20 protein-coding genes are annotated in these 17615 nt (G+C 67.3%); 12 read left to right on the plus strand and 8 right to left on the minus strand.

Annotated features, from left to right (window positions below; all coding sequences use genetic code 11):
* Positions 1 to 20: 20 nt before the first annotated feature.
* Positions 21 to 371, minus strand: a complete 351-nt coding sequence (locus AB0H42_RS19245) for a hypothetical protein (RefSeq protein WP_357057484.1) — start codon at positions 369 to 371, stop codon at positions 21 to 23.
* Positions 372 to 516: 145 nt separating this feature from the next.
* Between AB0H42_RS19245 and AB0H42_RS19250 the strand changes: the two genes are divergently transcribed.
* Positions 517 to 951, plus strand: coding sequence for a Fur family transcriptional regulator (locus AB0H42_RS19250; protein WP_357057486.1), 435 nt, complete (start codon positions 517 to 519; stop codon positions 949 to 951).
* A 24-nt stretch (positions 952 to 975) separates the two neighbouring features.
* Positions 976 to 3156 (plus strand): catalase/peroxidase HPI, encoded by a 2181-nt coding sequence (gene katG, locus AB0H42_RS19255; protein ID WP_357057488.1) that lies wholly within the window; start codon positions 976 to 978, stop codon positions 3154 to 3156.
* A 77-nt stretch (positions 3157 to 3233) separates the two neighbouring features.
* Here the strand turns inward: katG and AB0H42_RS19260 are convergent, their stop codons facing one another.
* Entirely contained in the window at positions 3234 to 3878 is a 645-nt protein-coding gene (locus AB0H42_RS19260) for a dihydrofolate reductase family protein (RefSeq protein ID WP_357057489.1), read from the minus strand.
* A gap of 58 nt (positions 3879 to 3936) precedes the next feature.
* Between AB0H42_RS19260 and AB0H42_RS19265 the strand changes: the two genes are divergently transcribed.
* From AB0H42_RS19265 to AB0H42_RS19285, 5 genes are all read left to right on the plus strand, one after another.
* Positions 3937 to 4530: a helix-turn-helix domain-containing protein gene (locus AB0H42_RS19265; protein WP_357057491.1), complete on the plus strand. Its 594-nt coding sequence runs from the start codon at positions 3937 to 3939 to the stop codon at positions 4528 to 4530.
* 62 nt (positions 4531 to 4592) lie between these two features.
* Positions 4593 to 5027, plus strand: a complete 435-nt coding sequence (locus AB0H42_RS19270) for an SDR family NAD(P)-dependent oxidoreductase (RefSeq protein WP_357057572.1) — start codon at positions 4593 to 4595, stop codon at positions 5025 to 5027.
* Between the two features lie 9 nt (positions 5028 to 5036).
* Entirely contained in the window at positions 5037 to 5915 is an 879-nt protein-coding gene (locus AB0H42_RS19275) for a hypothetical protein (protein WP_357057493.1), read from the plus strand.
* A 52-nt stretch (positions 5916 to 5967) separates the two neighbouring features.
* Positions 5968 to 6447: an OsmC family protein gene (locus AB0H42_RS19280; protein WP_357057495.1), complete on the plus strand. Its 480-nt coding sequence runs from the start codon at positions 5968 to 5970 to the stop codon at positions 6445 to 6447.
* Between the two features lie 418 nt (positions 6448 to 6865).
* Complete coding sequence (locus AB0H42_RS19285; RefSeq protein ID WP_357057497.1) at positions 6866 to 6979, plus strand: VOC family protein; 114 nt, start codon at positions 6866 to 6868, stop codon at positions 6977 to 6979.
* Positions 6980 to 6991: 12 nt separating this feature from the next.
* On the opposite strand, the gene AB0H42_RS19290 is transcribed toward AB0H42_RS19285, so the two are convergent.
* On the minus strand, positions 6992 to 7531 hold the full coding sequence (locus tag AB0H42_RS19290; protein ID WP_357057499.1) for a hypothetical protein: 540 nt from the start codon (positions 7529 to 7531) through the stop codon (positions 6992 to 6994).
* Between the two features lie 38 nt (positions 7532 to 7569).
* Positions 7570 to 8217, minus strand: a complete 648-nt coding sequence (locus tag AB0H42_RS19295) for a DUF308 domain-containing protein (protein WP_357057501.1) — start codon at positions 8215 to 8217, stop codon at positions 7570 to 7572.
* A gap of 204 nt (positions 8218 to 8421) precedes the next feature.
* Here AB0H42_RS19295 and AB0H42_RS19300 point away from each other — a divergent pair, with 204 nt between their 5' ends.
* A complete protein-coding gene (locus tag AB0H42_RS19300) occupies positions 8422 to 9639 on the plus strand; it encodes a TerC/Alx family metal homeostasis membrane protein (RefSeq protein ID WP_357057503.1) in 1218 nt (405 codons plus the stop codon).
* A 211-nt stretch (positions 9640 to 9850) separates the two neighbouring features.
* On the opposite strand, the gene AB0H42_RS19305 is transcribed toward AB0H42_RS19300, so the two are convergent.
* The gene (locus AB0H42_RS19305; protein ID WP_357057505.1) at positions 9851 to 10852 is read right to left on the minus strand and encodes a YafY family protein; all 1002 of its coding nucleotides are present in this window, start codon (positions 10850 to 10852) and stop codon (positions 9851 to 9853) included.
* Between the two features lie 62 nt (positions 10853 to 10914).
* Between AB0H42_RS19305 and AB0H42_RS19310 the strand changes: the two genes are divergently transcribed.
* Positions 10915 to 12072, plus strand: coding sequence for an epoxide hydrolase family protein (locus tag AB0H42_RS19310; protein ID WP_357057507.1), 1158 nt, complete (start codon positions 10915 to 10917; stop codon positions 12070 to 12072).
* Between the two features lie 10 nt (positions 12073 to 12082).
* Positions 12083 to 13273: a winged helix DNA-binding domain-containing protein gene (locus AB0H42_RS19315; protein WP_357057509.1), complete on the plus strand. Its 1191-nt coding sequence runs from the start codon at positions 12083 to 12085 to the stop codon at positions 13271 to 13273.
* Here the strand turns inward: AB0H42_RS19315 and AB0H42_RS19320 are convergent.
* The 3 genes from AB0H42_RS19320 to AB0H42_RS19330 form a co-directional block, all read right to left on the minus strand.
* On the minus strand, positions 13261 to 13416 hold the full coding sequence (locus AB0H42_RS19320; protein ID WP_357057511.1) for a hypothetical protein: 156 nt from the start codon (positions 13414 to 13416) through the stop codon (positions 13261 to 13263). The two genes, AB0H42_RS19315 and AB0H42_RS19320, sit on opposite strands and share 13 nt — an antisense overlap.
* Before the next feature lie 211 nt (positions 13417 to 13627).
* A complete protein-coding gene (locus AB0H42_RS19325; protein WP_357057513.1) occupies positions 13628 to 14257 on the minus strand; it encodes a 1,4-alpha-glucan branching protein in 630 nt (209 codons plus the stop codon).
* An 18-nt stretch (positions 14258 to 14275) separates the two neighbouring features.
* On the minus strand, positions 14276 to 15253 hold the full coding sequence (locus AB0H42_RS19330; protein ID WP_357057515.1) for a hypothetical protein: 978 nt from the start codon (positions 15251 to 15253) through the stop codon (positions 14276 to 14278).
* A 396-nt stretch (positions 15254 to 15649) separates the two neighbouring features.
* On the opposite strand from AB0H42_RS19330, the gene AB0H42_RS19335 reads away from it, so the two are divergent.
* Both AB0H42_RS19335 and AB0H42_RS19340 read left to right on the plus strand, forming a co-directional pair.
* Entirely contained in the window at positions 15650 to 16852 is a 1203-nt protein-coding gene (locus tag AB0H42_RS19335) for an integrase (RefSeq protein ID WP_357057517.1), read from the plus strand.
* Positions 16853 to 17098: 246 nt separating this feature from the next.
* Entirely contained in the window at positions 17099 to 17599 is a 501-nt protein-coding gene (locus AB0H42_RS19340; RefSeq protein WP_357057519.1) for a hypothetical protein, read from the plus strand.
* The last annotated feature ends 16 nt before the right edge of the window (positions 17600 to 17615 follow it).

Raw genomic sequence — 17615 nt, forward strand, 5'->3', positions numbered from 1 at the left:
CTGACCCCGCCCGGGCGGGGTCAGCGCCAGTGGGCGGCGTCGGGTATCCCGGTGACGAAGAGGCTGTAGAAGAACTGGCCGGGGGCGAGTTCGTTCATATCGTGCCAGGCGCCGGCGGGGTCGCGCTGGTAGTAGTCCGCGACCCCGGTTCCGTTGTCAAAGCACACGATTCCGGTGCTGCCGAACGGGCTCCAGTAGACCGCGACCCCGGGCCTCGGCGCCTCCAGCGGGGTGCGGAACAGGTGGTCGCAGTGGCTTATCTCGGGGTTGTAGTAAGTGGGTTGCGCGGCCGCTGCCGCCGCCGGGCCGGCGCAGCCGAAGGCGGCCGTACCGATTGCGGCGATAACCCTGCGGCGGACCGTGGAGCGCATATATCCTCCGGGCGGATCGGCGTCGTTCGTGAAGTCAGGGCATCGTATCCCGGATACCTGGACCGACCCGGGCTTACTGTGTGCGCTCGAATCTTGATTCGAACTAATACTTGATTCATTCAAGAAAAACGGTAAGCTCCGAATCGTGACCACGACCGCGGAGTTCGAAAACATGTTGCGCGAGGCCGCGCTCCGTGTGACCGCGCCGCGTCTGGCAGTGCTGCGGGCGGTGCACGAGAGCCCGCACTCCGATACCGACTCGATCATCGGCCGGGTACGTGGATCCCTGGGGGCGGTGTCGCACCAAGCCGTGTACGACGTACTGCGGGCGCTCACATCCGCCGGTCTGCTGCGCCGTATCCAGCCCACCGGTTCGGTGGCCCGGTACGAGACCCGGGTCGCCGACAACCACCACCATCTCGTGTGCCGGAACTGCGGCGCGATCGCCGACGTCGATTGCGCCACCGGCCCCGCCCCATGCCTGACCGCCGCCGACGACCACGGTTTCACCATCGAGGAAGCCGAGGTCATCTACTGGGGCCTGTGCCCCGACTGTTCCGTATCGCCCAGCCCGAAATGACCCCGTTTCACCGGAAGGAACGCAGTGTCCGACAGCACCACAGGCCAGTGCCCGTTCGCGGCCAAACACCCGACCACGGGTGCCGGCAACCGTGACTGGTGGCCGAACCAGCTCAACCTGAAGATCCTGCGCAAGAACGCGCCCGCCTCGGATCCGATGGAGCCCGACTTCGACTACGCGACGGAGTTCGAAACCCTCGACCTGAACGAGGTCCGCCGCGATATCACCGCGATCCTGACCAACTCGCAGGACTGGTGGCCCGCCGACTTCGGTCACTACGGCCCGCTGATGGTCCGGATGGCCTGGCACAGCGCCGGCACCTACCGCACCAGCGACGGCCGCGGCGGCGGTGGCGGCGGCATGCAGCGTTTCGCACCGCTGAACAGCTGGCCCGACAACGGCAACCTGGACAAGGCCCGCCGGCTGCTGTGGCCGGTCAAGAAGAAGTACGGCAAGAAGCTGTCCTGGGCCGACCTGATGATCTTCGCCGGCAACGTCGCGCTGGAATCCATGGGATTCGAAACCTTCGGCTTCGCCGGCGGCCGCGCCGATCTCTGGGAACCGGACGAAGACGTCTACTGGGGCCCCGAGTCGGTGTGGCTCGAAGACGAGCGCTACACCGGTGACCGCGATCTGGAGAGCCCGCTGGGTGCGGTCCAGATGGGTTTGATCTATGTGAACCCCGAAGGACCGAACGGCAATCCGGACCCGCTGGCCTCGGCCGTGGACATCAAGGAAACGTTCGGCCGGATGGCGATGGACCACGAGGAAACCGTCGCGTTGATCGCCGGCGGCCACACCTTCGGCAAGACCCACGGCGCGGGTGACGCCGCACTGGTCGGCGCCGAACCGGAGGGCGGGCTCATCGAGCAGCAGGGGCTCGGCTGGAAGAGCGCGCACGGCACCGGTAAGGCCGGCGACGCGATCACCAGTGGCCTGGAGGTCACCTGGACCACCAGGCCGACCCAGTGGACCAACGATTTCTTCGAGATCCTGTTCGGTTACGAATGGGAACTCACCCAGAGCCCGGCCGGCGCCAACCAGTGGGTCGCCAAGGATGCCGACGCGATCATCCCGGACGCGCATTCGGATGCCCGCAAGAAGCCGACGATGCTGACCACCGACCTCGCCTTGCGCTTCGACCCCGAGTTCGAGGTCATCTCGCGTCGCTTCCTGGAGAACCCGGACCAGTTCGCGGACGCTTTCGCCCGCGCCTGGTACAAGCTGACCCACCGCGATATGGGCCCGATCAAGCGGTACCTCGGCGCGGAGGTGCCCGCCGAGGTGCTGCTCTGGCAGGACCCGATCCCGGCCGTGGATTTCGAGGTGATCGACGAGGCCGATATCGCCGCGCTCAAGGAGCAGGTGCTGGCCACGGGTCTGACCGTGCCGCAGCTGGTGTCCACGGCGTGGGCGTCGGCGTCGACGTTCCGGTCCAGTGACAAGCGCGGCGGCGCCAACGGCGCCCGCATCCGGCTGGAACCGCAGAAGAGCTGGGATATCAACGAACCCGATCAGCTGGCGACCGTACTGAGCGCACTGGAGAAGATCCAGGAATCGTTCAACGGCGCCCGGACCGGCGGCAAGAAGGTATCGCTGGCCGACCTGATCGTGATCGCCGGCGCCGCCGGTGTGGAGGAAGCCGCGAAGGCGGCGGGCGTGCAGGTCACCGTGCCGGTGGCGCCGGGTCGTAACGACGCGCTGCAGGAGCAGACCGATGTCGATTCCTTCGGTGTGCTCGAACCGCGCGCCGACGGGTTCCGCAACTACATCGGCAAGGGCCACCGGCTGCCGTCGGAGCACCTGCTGATCGACCGCGCGAACCTGCTGAACCTGACCGCGCCGGAGATGACCGTGCTGGTCGGTGGTCTGCGAGTGCTGGGCGCGAACTACAAGCAGTCGCAGCAGGGTGTGTTCACCGGCAACGTCGGGACGCTGACCAACGATTTCTTCGTGAACCTGCTCGATATGGGTATCGAGTGGAAGTCCCTCGACGAATCCCAGGAGACCTTCGAGGCCCGCGATACCGCGAACGGCGAGGTCAAGTGGACCGGCACCCGCTACGACCTGCTGTTCGGCTCGAATTCCGAACTGCGCGCGGTGGCCGAGGTCTACGCGGCCGACGACGCGAAGGAGAAGTTCGTGCGTGACTTCGTCTCCGCCTGGAACAAGGTCATGAACGCGGATCGGTTCGATCTGGCCTGATCCGGCCGGTGTGACCGCACCGCGGTAGCGGATCGCCCGGGAATCTTCGGATCCCGGGCGATCCGTCGTTTTCGGGGTCAGCGCCGCCAGAAGAAATGGTGGACGACCCCGCTGGGGCTGGGGATCTGCTCCAGGTGAAATCGGTCGGTGAGTTCTTCGGGCCGCTCCCAGAGGCGTTCACCGTCGCCGAGTTCGTTCGGCGCCACCGCGATGTGCAGGGTGTCGATGAGGTCGGCGGCGAGGAATTCGCGCACCGTGGCCACCCCGCCGCCGATGCGCACATCGTGGCCGTCGGCGGCGGCCAGTGCTTCCTTCAGAACTTCTTCGCAGCTGGCGTCGCGGAAGTGGAAGGTGGTGTCGGCGAGGGTGAAGGAGGGGCGGGGGTGGTGGGTGAGGACGAAGACGGGGGTGTGGAACGGGGGTTCGTCGCCCCACCAGCCCTGCCAGTCGTGGTTCTCCCAGGGGCCGCGCTGCGGCCCGAACTTGTTGCGGCCCATGATTTCGGCGCCGATGTTGTGGGCGAAATCGCGGGTCAGGTAGTCGTCGAGGCCGCGGGTGCCGCCGGGATCGGTGCGGTTGACCCAGCTGGCGGTGGCGCCGGCCCAGGTGAACATGATGCCCGGGTCGGCATGACCGAACGGGCGGTCCAGGCTCTGGCCGAGGCCGGATCCGTAACCGTCGGCGGAAACGCCGAAGCACTGCACACGGACGAGTTGGGCCATCGTGAGTCCTAACTGGTTGTAGTCTGCAATCGGTTGAGAACTTACCTAGACTGATCTCATGACGCAACCAGTTTCGCCGGAAGTGCTGCCCGTGCCGCCCGGAAAATCCGGCTGCCCGATCAATATGACGATGGAACTGCTCGGCGACCGGTGGAGTCTGATAGTGCTGCGCGACATCATGTTCAGCGGCAACACCCACTTCCGCGAACTGCTCGGCGCGTCCATGGAGGGCATCGCGTCGAATATGCTCGCCGCGCGGCTGGCCAAACTCGTCGACGCCGGCCTGCTCACCCGCGACGACGACCCGACCCATCGCCAGAAGATCGAATACCACCTCACCGAGGCCGCGATCGGACTGGTGCCGGTGATCACCGAACTGGGAGCCTGGGGTGCACGCTGGTTACCGACCACACCGGAACTGGCCGTGCGAGCACAGTTGCTCGCCGAGGGGGGGCAGGCACTGCGGGAGGGGTTCATGGACGAACTTCGCGATATCCACCTGCGGCGGCGACCGGCGCCGGATGGTGGCGTGCTCGCCGACTTGACTGCGGCCTATCTGCGGGTCGCCGAGAATTCAGGGGCGCAGGCAGGTGAAGGCGGCGACGAGGGGGAAGTCGGCGTACGCGGGGGCCGGTCCGCCCGGTCCGACTGACCGCCGGATTCGGTCTCGTCGGCGCGGGCGAGGAATTCGGCGAAGCCGAGATCCGCGACCAGCTGGACACCAATTTCTACGGTGCCGTCTGGGTCTGCCAGGCCGCGCTCCCCCACCTGCGGGCCCGGGGCAGCGGTCATATCGTGCAGATATCCACCGTCGAGGCGGTCGGCAGCCTGCCGCTGTTCGGCATGTACACGCCGGGAAATGGGCGCCGGAAGGATTCAGCGCGGCACCGGCCGACGAGCTCCGCCCCTTCGGTGTCGCCGTCACCATCGCGCAACTGGGCGGGTTCGCCACCGACCGGGCCGGCTCCAGTACACGTTTCGCCACCGCGCACCCCGCCTACGCCGAACTGCGCACCACGATCCTGGGCACCCCCGACTATCCCGATCCGCACGCCGCGCCCACCGGCAGCGGCGCCTGGGCTACAGCCGGGATCCCGAATTCCAGTGGCCCGCATGAACACTCGCTTCGGCAGGAGCCGGGCGCAGTAGCGTGGCAGCATGATCACCGAACTCCCCGCCTTCGCGCGGCAGGCCTGGCGCCTGCTCGAACCGCTGCACGCCGTCACCTACTTCTCACCCGAACCGCTGCAGGCACTGAAAGCCGCAGGATATCGCGGGTTCTGGATGGGTTACTTCGCCGGCCGCGCCGCCCCGCTCGGCGCGGCCGGTCCCGAAGTAGTACACGCGCTGTTCTACAACTTCACCTTCGAGCGCGTGCGCGCCGCCCTGCCCGCCGCATGGGAATTCGCCACCCCGCGCGCGGCACTGACCGCCCGGGAGGACGGCGCGACCGCGGCGCTGCGCCGACAGCTCGGAGACCTCGCCGACAGCCCCGAGGTCGCGACGGCAGCCGAACTGGCAGCGCGGGCGGTGGCCGCGGCGCCGGCGGAAGGGCGGACGCTGTTCGCCGCCAACCGGGCGCTACCCGAACCGCGGGACCCGGTGGCGCGGTTGTGGCACGCGGCGACACTGCTGCGGGAGCATCGCGGCGATGGGCATATCGCCGCACTGGTCGCCGCCGGAATCGACGGACGTGAATCGCATGTGCTGCAGACCCTGGCGAACCGGGTGCCACGCGAGGTCTACACGGTGTCCAGGGATTTCGACGACGCGGAATGGGCCGACCGGCTGGACACCCTGCGCGGCAAAGGACTGGCCGACGACGACGGTCCTACCGAGCGCGGAAGGACGGTGAAGGCCGAGATCGAGGCACGGACCGACGCGGCGGCCGCACCGGCGTACGCGGTCCAGACTTCCGATGACCGCGCGGAACTGCTCCGGGCGCTGCGCCCCCTCACCCGCGCGGTCATGGCGTCCGGGGAGATCCCGGCGGTCACTCCGATCGGATTGGATCTGCGGGACGAATCGCACAACTGAACTATCGGTCGCCGTTCGACAAACGACCCCGGCACGCGCGACGATCACGGGCATGGCAGGGAAGACACACCGTTACGAATGCCGCACCGAGTGGACCGGGGCGGGTGACCGAGGGACGGTCGACTACCGGTCCTACGACCGCGACCACCTATCCCAGGCACCAGGGCGCCCGGACCTGCTCGGATCCGCCGACCCGGCCTTCCGTGGCGACGCGAGCCGCTGGAATCCGGAGCTGCTGTTGCTCGCCTCGCTGAGCCAATGCCATCTGCTGTGGTATCTGCACCTCTGCGCGACCGGCGGGGTCACGGTGCTCGATTACCGGGACGACGCGGTGGGAACCATGGCCGAGGACAGTCACGGCGGCGGCCGTTTCACCGGGGTGGAGTTGCGTCCGGTGGTCACCGTGGCGGCCGCGGAGATGGCCGACCGGGCACGGGAACTGCACCGCGCCGCCCATGCGAAATGCTTCATCGCGGCGTCGGCGAACTTCCCGGTCACTCATTCACCGCGTATCGAGGTCGCCGCCGGCTGATCCGGGGCGGAACGCGTCCAAGGCGTGGGCCAGCTCGTCCATGACCTGCTGCCAGTGTGCCCGCTGCTGTTCACGCTGGGGGCGCTCGACATCCGTTCCTGATGGAAACGTACGCGGGTCCGGTACCCGGCCGCGGGTGTGAGCGTGACCTGCACGGTGGTCGAACAGCAGGTGAGGCGGCTGCGGTCACCGGGACGGTAGCCGCGGATTTCGCCGGTCACCCCGGCGTCGGCGCGGTATTGCGCGCCGGGCGCGGAGGTGGGGTCGGCGCCGGGGCCCAGCCAGCAGGCCGGACCCGCCGCGCCGGTGAGGTGATCCCAGACGATATCCGGCGGCTGGGGCAGTGTCCGGGAGACACCGATCTGCCAGCCCGCGTCCGCGGTGAGTCCGGAGCACCCCGGGCGGCCTCGACGAACTGGTGGCCCGTCTCGAACAGCTCGGCGCGACCCGCGCCCGGGAAGTGGATCAGGGCCCCGCCGGACATTGGTGGGTCATGCTGGATCCCGAAGGCAACGAATTCTGTGTTTCCTGACGCCGCCGGCCGCTACCAGACCAGGGTGAAATCCGGGATACGCACCCGGCCGAAGAAGCGCTTGGCGATATCACTGCCGTCGAAGTTGTAACCGTTCATGATGTCGGCCAGTTCGGTCGCCAGCTCCTGCAACTGCGGGCTCACGCATTCGATACTGTCCTCGATCACCCATCCCCAATCCCGGGGCACATTGTCGATGGTGATGTCGATACACCCGTGGTGCGGCAGATCCACGGTGATCACGATCTGCACCGGCGCGTCACCGAGCGGATCCCGGACCGCCGGTTCACCGAACCGGGTCTGCGGCGCGAACATGATGCGACCCAACGCGATATCGGCACGGATCATCTCGGCCACCGACCGCAGATCGGCATGTTTACCAACCCGATGATGGCGATCACCGTAAGTGCGATCACCGGTCGCCGAATAGCCGGAGCGGTCCAGTATCCGGTCCAGCATGCGTTGCGCGGTCGCGCGCTCATCGGCGCCGGTGTTGGGGTGCTCGATGAGAGCCCGCAGGCGCATGATCCGATGGCTCGCAATGATCGCCATACCGGGAAGAGTATCGAAACCGAGGCCCTTCCGGCGTCTCAGTCGCGGGTGCGTCCCCCGGAACCTCCGGCGCTCGCGATCACCGTCGTCAAATGCTCGTCCGGGGTCGGCGAATCCGCTTCCGGACCGCGCACCGCCACCGGCGAACGGACCGCCGTCCACACCTCCAGCACCCCGAAGACGGTGATACAGCACCCCGCGACCAGCGCCAGCGTCGCGATATCGTCGAACGGCGCGATCGCGACCACCAGACCCGCGGTGAGCGTCACCAGGCCGAACACTTCCTGTTTTCCGGCGCCGGTGATCTCCTCGTCATCCCATACCCCCGCCACCGCGTGTGCGATTCCCCGCACCGCCCACGCCAGCCCCAGCCACATGGCCAGCAGCAGCGTCCAATCGCCCGCCCGGAAGCACAGGGTCGCGGTCACCAGCGATGCCAGCGCCGCCACCAGCAGCAGTACCCGCGGAAACCGGCCCAACCGGCTCCCGAATGCCACCGCGGCCAGGGTCACCGCGCTGCACAGCAGCGAGAACATGAACAGGTTGCCGACCGTGCCCAAGGATTTGTCCGGCCAGATCACCGTGGCCACCCCGATCACCACCGAACAGACCCCCATCGCCAGCACCGTCTGGCGGACACCGCGACCGAACACCAGAGCGGCGTCCGCTTCCTCGTAGGGTGGCATAGCAAAATGATATGGGTCCGGACACTGGATCGCCGCACGGTTGCCGGGAGTGTCCGTTCAGCCCCCTGACGTCGCCGCGGCACAGCGCCGTCGGTAACCCACATCCGACCTCCCCGACATCACCTGCACCGGCCCGCCGACACGTCGATCCGAGGCTAGAGTCGCCCCCAGCCCCACCACGCGACGACCCGTCAGGAGGCCGAGGTGACCGTTCCCGCGCTGGCATGGGCGTGCGCACTCGCACTGATCGCGGGCCTGCTGCTGTTCGACTTCTTCTTCCACGTCCGCACCGCACACACACCGTCGCTGACCGAGGCCGCGGTCTGGTCGGCCGCGTACGTGGGTATCGCCGTCCTGTTCGGGTTCGCGGTGTGGGTGTTCGGCGGTCCGACCATGGGCGTCGAATACTTCGCCGGATACATCACCGAAAAAGCCCTGTCGGTGGACAACCTGTTCGTGTTCCTCATCATCTTGACCACCTTCCGGGTGCCCGGCGCGGCGCAGCAGAAAGTGCTGCTGGTCGGCATCGTGTTCTCGCTGGTGGTCCGCACCGGATTCATCTTCGTCGGCGCCACCCTCATCAACCGTTTCGCCTGGGTTTTCTACGTATTCGGCGCCGCGCTGCTGATCACCGCCGGCAACATGCTGAAACCGGAGAGCGAGGACAGCCATTCCGGGGACACTGTCGTGCTGCGCCTGGCCCGCCGGCTCCTGCACACCACCGATAGCTACGACAGCGACAAACTGGTCACCGTCGTCGACGGCCGGCGCCGGCTCACCCCGATGCTGCTGGCCATGATCGCCATCGGCGGCACCGACGTCTTGTTCGCGCTGGACTCGATCCCCGCCATCTTCGGCCTCACCCAAAACGTTTTCCTCGTCTTCACCGCCACCGCGTTCTCCCTGCTCGGGCTGCGCCAACTGTTCTTCCTGCTCGAAGGGCTGCTGGACCGCCTGATCTACCTCGGCTTCGGCCTGGCCGCCATCCTCGCCTTCATCGGAGTCAAACTCGTCCTGCACGCGCTGCACCAGAACTCTGTGCCGTTCCTCAACCACGGTGAACCGGTACCGGTCACCGAGGTATCCACCGCCGCCTCACTGGGGGTGATCGTCGTCGTACTACTGGTGACCGTGGCGGCCTCCCTGCTCAGCCCGGCCGGACGCGCCCAGACCGCAGTCGCCAACGCCCGCCGGCACGCCACCCGCTACCTCGATCTCGGCTATGAAGCCGATCAGACGCTGCGCGAACGCACCTACGCGAAGATGATCGCCGAAGAGAATACGATCGCCTCGCTGCCGCGTAAATACACTCGGCGGATCCGGGAGGGCGAGGCCGAACTCATCGCGCTGCTCGAACGCGCGCATATCGTCCACGCCGATCGGGTGGCGCGCACGGAAGCCGGTTTGCCGCTGCGCATATGAGGGGGCAGGAAATGGAGGCCGACGTGGGCAGAGCGTTCAACGGGCCATCGCCGTCCTGGTGACGCGGTAACGACCTCGCACTCCCGAAGCTGTCATGAAGAGTCGGTAGGCGCTGGCTGCACTACCGTTCCGGCTCGTGCGTCAGGAGTGGTCGCCCGAGGATGTGATCGGGTCGTGGACGCTGGTCGGCGAGGGCTGGCGCCCGGCTGGGTCAACCTCCGGTGGTTGGGGTGCTGGTTCGGGTAGCGCCTGCGATGGCACGCAGATAGCGGTCGGCCAGTGAGCGAAGCAGCTCGACCAACTCCGGCGGGTCACCGACGGTGAAATCGATACCGTGCATGCCCAGCCGGCCGATGTTGATCGCCAGCGCCTGTGGGGTGTCCGCGCCGGTGTGGAGCACACAGGTCGTGTCGTCGACCGCTTCGATGGTGCCGGCGGCCGGGGGGATACGGGCACTGAGGAATGCGGCGGGTGCGTGCACGGTCACCGATGCGCGGAAGCGCCAGGCCGCGGCGGATACGCCGCGGGTCACCCGATCGGTCACGTCTTCCGGTAGTTCACGGGGAGTGAATCGAGACCCGGTCGGGGTTTTGGGCGTGATGCGATCGACGCGGAAGGTGCGCCAGGCGTGCCGGTCGATGTCGAAGGCGACCAGATACCAGCGTCGTCCCCAGTTGACCAGCCGATAAGGCTCGACCACTCGCCTGCTGTCGCCGCCATCGTGATCGCGGTATTCGAATCGGAGTTGCTGGTGATCTCGGCAGGCGGCCGCAATCATGGTCAGTGTCTCGGCGTCGACGCGCGGGCCGGTGTCGTCTCCTCGAACAGAGACGGTATAGGCCTGCAACGCCTCGACCCTGCGCCGCAACCGATTCGGCAGCACCTGCTCGAGCTTGGCGAGGGCCCGCAGGGAGGTCTCCTCGACGCCGGCGATGCCGCCCCCAGCGGCGGTACGCAGGCCGACGGTGACCGCGACGGCCTCCTCGTCGTCGAGTAGCAGCGGCGGGAGGCTGGTGCCCGCGCCGAGTCGGTAGCCGCCCGCCGACCCTCTTGTCCCGTGCACCGGATAGCCGAGGTGGCGCAGCCGTTCGATGTCGTTGCGCACCGTCCGTGTGCTGACTTCCAGTCGTTCGGCCAGATCTGCGCCGCTCCAGTCGCGTGGGATCTGCAAGAGCGAGAGCAGCCGGAGCAGTCGTGCCGAGGTCTCCAACATTTCTTCAGTCTGCCATTTCTTTAGGAACAAAGTCTTCCTAAAGATCTTCTACCGTTCAGGACATGACATTCGAAACCACCGCGATCACGCCCTTCCACATCGATATCCCCCAGGCGGACCTCGACGATCTCCAGGATCGGCTGGCGCGTGCTCGCTGGGCCGGCGAACTGCCTCTGGAGGCCGAGGGGCAGGTCCAGATCGGGCCGGTGCCGCCGGGTTGGGAGTACGGAGTCCCGCTCGACTATGTGCAGCGGCTGACCGCCTACTGGCGCGATGGATACAATTGGCGCGCTTGGGAATCCAAGCTCAATGCTTATCCGCAGTTCACCACCGAGATCGACGGACAGCTCATCCATTTCCTGCATGTCCGCTCGCCGGAGGCTGATGCCACCCCGCTGATCCTGACCCATGGGTGGCCGAATTCGGTGTTCGAGTTCCTCGACCTGATCGAGCCTCTCACCGATCCGCGCACCCACGGCGCAGACCCGGCCAAGGCATTCCACCTGGTGATTCCCTCTCTGCCCGGCTTCGGCTTCTCCGGGCCCACCCGGGAGAAGGGCTGGAACCGCTACCGCACCGCCGCGGCATGGGCAGAGCTGATGAAACGACTGGGCTACCACCGCTACGGCGCCCATGGCAACGACATCGGTTCGCACGTGTCGCCCGAATTGGGTCGAATCGACCCGGGCCACGTGATCGGAGTGCACGTGACCCAGCTGTTCTCCTTCCCGTCCGGCGACCCGGCCGAGCTGGCCGACCTGACCGAGGAGGAGCGAGGGTACGTGCAGCATCTGAAGTATTTCAACGACAACATGTCCGGCTATGCCCGGCTTCAGGAGAGCGCGCCACAGAACCTCGCGCACGCGCTCGCGGACTCACCCACCGGGCAGCTCGCCTGGACGGCGCAACTGCTGGCCTCGCTCGACGACGATCATGTTCTGACCAACGCAACGCTGTACTGGCTGACCAACACCGCTGCTTCGGCCGCCCGCTTCTACTATGAGGACCACCACGCCCAGCACCCGACCCAACCGACCACCGCTCCCACGGGCCTGGCCGGCTTCGCCTACGATTTCACTCCACTGCGCCGTTTCGCCGAGCGCGATCACAGCAACATCGTGTCCTGGAACGAGTTCGACCGGGGCAGTCACTGGGCGACCCAGGACGCACCCGACCTGTTGATCGCCGACATCCGGCGATTCTTCGGCGAACTGAAGTGATCAGCACCCAATGATCGTCCGTGTTGGTGGCGTCGCCCCGGCGCCACCAACCCCACTGTTCTGTCGAAAGGTTCTGCTGATGACACAAGTACTCAACCGTCGGGCGCTCAATCGCGCCACTCTCGATCGGCAGTTGCTGTTGCGCCGCTCCGAGTTGTCCGTCATCGACGCGGTGGAGCAGTTGGTCGGACTGCAGGCCCAGACCCCGCATACCTGGTACGTCGGGTTGTGGTCACGACTGGCGGGTTTCGTCCCGGAACAGGCCGCCCACCTGCTCACAGACCGCAAGTTGATTCGAATTGCTCTGATGCGCTCGACGATTCACCTGGTCACCCCTGACGACGCACGTGCGCTGCGTCCGCTCATCCAACCTGTATTGGATCGCGACCTCTACCGCAATCACACACACGGCAAGCCCATCGATGGTATCGATATGGCGAAACTGATCGCCGACGGCATCGAGTTACTCACCCCGAAACCGTTGACCAACAAGCAGCTCGGCACGCTACTCGGCCAACGCTGGCCCGACCGCGCGCCCGCCTCGCTGGTCTACGCCATCCGCAACCAGGTGCCCCTGGTGCAGGTGCCACCACGCGGCGTCTGGGGCCGCAGCGGGCCGATTGCTCACACCACCGCCGACGCGTGGCTCGGCACAGACCGAACGATCACCGCTTCGCTCGAGCAAATGATCCTGCGCTACTTGGCCGCCTTCGGCCCCGCCGCCGTCAAAGATATGCAGATGTGGTCGGGCCTCACCAGGCTGCGCGAGATTGTCGACCGAATGCGACCAGGCTTGATGACCTTTCACGATCATCACGGCCAGGAGCTTTTCGACCTACCCGACGCTGGACGCCCGGACCCCGACACCCCCGCGCCGCCGAGGTTTCTGTACGACTTCGACAACGTTTTGCTCTCACACGCGGACCGCACCCGCGTGATCACCGACGAGCACGGCACACAGGGCTACCGCACCCAACGCCCCGCTCCGCAGATCCTGCTGGTCGACGGATTCACCGCGGGCGACTGGACGATCAACCGAAACACCGGATCCGCGACAATCACCATCCGCCCCTATGACCGGCCATTCACCATACACGATGCGGCCGCTGTCACCGAAGAAGCTCACACGCTGCTGGCATTCACCGACCCCGAATCCCAGACCCGTAACGTCATCCTCGACAGACCCCGTCAACGAGTGTGATCGGCGATCGCTATGCCGCACCGATGGGCAGTACCGTCGCCCAGGACGCCGCCAAGGCCCGCGGCCGCAGACGCGGCCGCCGCGCCGAACTCCCCACCCACCAGATCGAGCAGGCCCAACGCCTCTACGACGAGAGCAACCATACCGCCCAGCAGATCGCCGGAACTTTCGACGTCAAGCGCGGCACCCTATACGGCCATCTGAACAAGGAGTCCGTCGGTGCGCGCCCCCCGAGCTTCCAAGCCCAGCATCTCACCGGCCTGAAGCTACTTCACGGCGTGGGCCGGCTTCAGGAACGCGGACCTACTTTGCACTTCATGACAGCTTCGGGAGTCGTGGGCCGTAACGGCACTGTCAGCGCAGTTCCGACAGGACCACACTGCACACGGTGCTGCCGTCGGGCGCGGTCCACGGCACCACCACCTGTCCGGAACGTAAGACCGGCTCCGAGCGGCCCAGCACGCGGTGCACCCGCAGCTGCCCGTCGGCGACGCTGATATCGGTGCCCACTGGATTCTCCGCGGCTGATATCAACGCCGAGCCGGCCGCCGGGAGGTCGGCGGCGGCGACCAGAACGCTCAGCTCCGGGGTATCGCTCTCGGTGCCGTGCTGGGCCCGCGCACCGCCGGCCAGTAACGCCACCATCCGATCGACGGACACCGGGTCCCGGGTGCCGTCGTAGATCCAGCGGGTACCCAGCACGCCGTGCTCGGCGGTACCGAGCAGCGCGTCGGGGTCGGCGTCGAACGCCGCATCCCGATAACTCAGGGGCACGAAGTAGGTGATCGGCGCGGCGCCCCCGGTATCGGTCACCACCAGGAACTCGATACCCACCGCCCCGGCCGGGTCGTCGAGCCGGAACCCGCCGACCCGCTGCAGGTCCTCCGCTCTCCCCGGGCTCGAATACCACGGGCGGCTCGGGAGCCAGCGGCCGAGCAACTCCGATTTCGACGGTGCCATGGTCGTGCGGTGGATGAGAGCCATACCGGAGATTGTGCTACGTCAGACGGCGTCGCCGGTGGATACCGGCACGGCCGGCGGCCGGGTGGCGCGGTCGGCGAGGAGATCGTCGAGCTGACGTTCGGCGCGTTCGGCACGAGCCAGGGTCTGGGTGCGGGCGTGCTCCAGCGCCTCCAGCCGCTGTGCGGCCTCCGCACGTGCCTTCTCCAGCCGATCACCTGCTTCGGCGCGGGCGGCCGCGAGATCCGCCGCGGCGCTCCGGCGCACCTCGGCGAGTTCGGCGCGTAGAGCGTCGGTGTCCGCGCGCAGGCGTTGCAGTTCGGACCGCATCTCCTGGGCGGTCTGGGCCCGTTCGGCGGCGGACTGCTCCGCACGTTCGAGGGCGCGCTCGATATCGGCGGCGCGCTGGACGGCCAGATCGCGTTCGGCCGCCGCGGCGGATTCACGCTGGGCGCATTCCCGTCGCATCCGCTCGATTTCGGTGTCGGCGGCGCGCCTGGCCCGTGCCATCTCCTGGTCGCAGTGGTCGCGGAGCTGTTGCTGCTGTTGTTCCGATTCCGCGCGGGCGGTGCGGATCTCGTCTTCGGCCGCGCTGCGCGCCGCGAAGACATCGTCGGCGGCGCGGGCGGTGACCTTCTCGACTTCACGCAGGGCTTCGTCGCGGTCCCTTACGGCCGCGGTGGTGCGGGAATCCGATTCGGCGATGCGCGCTTCCGCGTCCTCGGCCGCCCGCGCGGCGTCTTCGGCGGCTTCTTCGGCCCGCGTTCGGGCGTCGTAGGCGTCGCGTCGCGCCTGTTCGGCTGCGGCAGCAGCCATGTCGGCTTCGGCGATACGGCGGGCCGCATCGGCGTGCACCGCCTGGACCTGCGCCTCGGCGGCGGCCGGGTCGGCGAGGGTGTTCATTTCGGTGACAGCGGCGGAAAGCGTCACACCGAGTTGGTCGGCGAGGGTGCGGAATTGGGTGAGCAGTTCATCAGCGCGGAGTCGCGCGGTGGTCACCGGACCCTTATTTGCTGTCACAGTGACGTTTTCGGTTGATGACTCCCCTTCCTGCTGGAGGCGCTGGCGTTCGCGCCATGCGCGCCAGCGAGTGTGGTCCGGGAGGTCGCAGTATTCCGAGGGTCGACCGGGGCCGGTGGGCTTGGCGAGGGGGCGGGCGCAGCCGGGGTAGTTGCAGACGGTAGGCACCGGAGAATCGTAGCGTTGTTTCGTTGGTTGGCTACGTATATACACGAAACATAATCGGATGAGTCGCCGACGCGGCTTCGGGTGGCTCGAAAGTCCTAACCTCCGATAAGTGAACATTATCGGAGGTTAGGACAGTAGACTGCGGCGAGACCATCCGGCGCGTAATACGTTTCGTTGCGTGACCGCAAACCAAACGGAATACGTCACGAAATTACCCAAGGAATTACAGTGATTGAATACGACACCGATCTCGCGCTACCCGACACTGTCCGCACCGAACTCCGGCGCGGCGTCACCAGCGTCCTCGTCGACACCGCCGCCCTGCGACAGGTCCGGGAACGCTTCGACAGCGAACAAGCCACCGCGCTCGGCCGCTATCTCACAGCCTCCCAATCCCCGAACACGTTGCGCGCCTATCGCACCGACTGGATCGCATGGGCCGCCTGGTGCACCACCGAGAACCGGTGCGCACTCCCCGCCGACCCCCTCGATATCGCCGTATACCTCGCCGCCGCCGCGGACGCTCGAACACCCGACGGACGCCACGCCTACAGTCCGGCAACGCTGGAACGTAAGTCCGCCGCCATCGCCGCCGTACACGCCGCCAACGGACTCGCCGCGCCCACCCGCAGCGACGTCGTCCGCCTCACCCTGCGCGGTATCCGCCGCACCCGCCGCAGCCGGCCCAACCGCAAACGACCGATCCTGCTGCACACCCTCGGCGAACTCCTCGACGGACTCCCCGAACCCGGCTGGCCCGGCGAACCCGCCCGCCGCCGGGACACACTGCTACTGCTCCTCGGCTTCGCCGGGGCCCTGCGCCGCAGCGAACTCGCCGGTCTACGGCTCGCCGATATCCACTTCGGGACCGACCACGGCACCGGGGAACCGCTGCTGCTGATCCACCTGCCCACCACCAAAACCGACCCCACCGGCATCACCGAACAACATGTCGCGCTCCCGCGCGGCCGCCAGGCCCACACCTGTCCCGTCTGCGCGTGCGCCGACTGGATGCGAATGCTGGCCGTACACACCGAAAACCCGGCGAACCTGCGCCCCTGGGTCGAGCAGCTACCCGTCGCGGACCCGCGGATCCACCGCTGCCACGGCTACCACCCTGATCCGCGGCTGCGGCCCGATCAACCCCTGTTCCCCGCCATCAACCGGCACGGCGGGCTCGGCGCCACCGCACTGTCCGGGCGAGCGGTCGCCGAGCTCGTCAAACGCTACGCGGCACGTGCGGGCCTGGATCCCGCCCTGTTCTCCGGGCATTCGCTGCGCGCCGGATTCGCCACCCAGGCCGCGCTCGGTGGCGCCGCCGACCGCGAAATCATGCGGCAGGGCCGATGGAGCAACCCGCGCACCGTGCACCGCTACATCCGCACGGCCGATCCGCTCGCCGACAACGCGGTCACCAAACTCGGGCTCTGACCACCAGCCCGGTGGCGGTTCCGGTGACGGAGAGGTCTCGGTATGGCATCCACCGATGTCGCGGGTGCGCATATCGGTCGGCGTCACGCGGGGGTCGCGTCCGATAACCGCGATATACCGCCCGAACTGGTCTTTCCTGCCAATTTTTCTCCGAACCTGACCTCTGGTCCCGTGCCCGATTGTGCGAGGATATGAGCGCTCCACGAGTCAGTCCGTTTCAAACCCCCCCTTTGGAAGGATGCTCAGATGGCGCAAGAAACCAGCACTGCCACCCGTTCCAGCAACGGAAGCAGTCAGCAGGAAATCCAGAGCCTGGACATGCTGCGCATGGGCCTGGATGAGATCCGGCAGGAATGCCAGAACGCGCGGCAGTACGCGCAGCAGGCACAGAACATCGCCCGGCAGGTGCAGCAGCAGGCCCGCCAGGTCCAGCACCAGTCGCAGATCGCGCAGAGCCAGGCCAATCAGGCCAACAATCAGGCGCAGCAGGCTCGCCAGCAGGCGATGCAGGCGCAGAACCAGGCCCAGCAAGCGCTGAGCGAGGCCGACCGGGCCCAGGCTCAGGCTCAGCAGGCCCAGAACGAGGCCAACCAGGCCGCTCAGCGCTGTCAGTCGGCCCAGGACCAGTCGGACCAGGCCGCCCAGCTCGCGCAGCAGGCCGAGGATCAGTCCAGCCGCTCCCAGGATCGCGCCATGCAGTGGGAGCTGCAGTTCCACCAGGTTCGCCAGCAGATGCGCCAGTTCTAACAGAGCCGGGCCTCCG

The sequence above is a fragment of the Nocardia sp. NPDC050799 genome, assembly GCF_040654015.1.
Lineage (GTDB): Bacteria > Actinomycetota > Actinomycetes > Mycobacteriales > Mycobacteriaceae > Nocardia.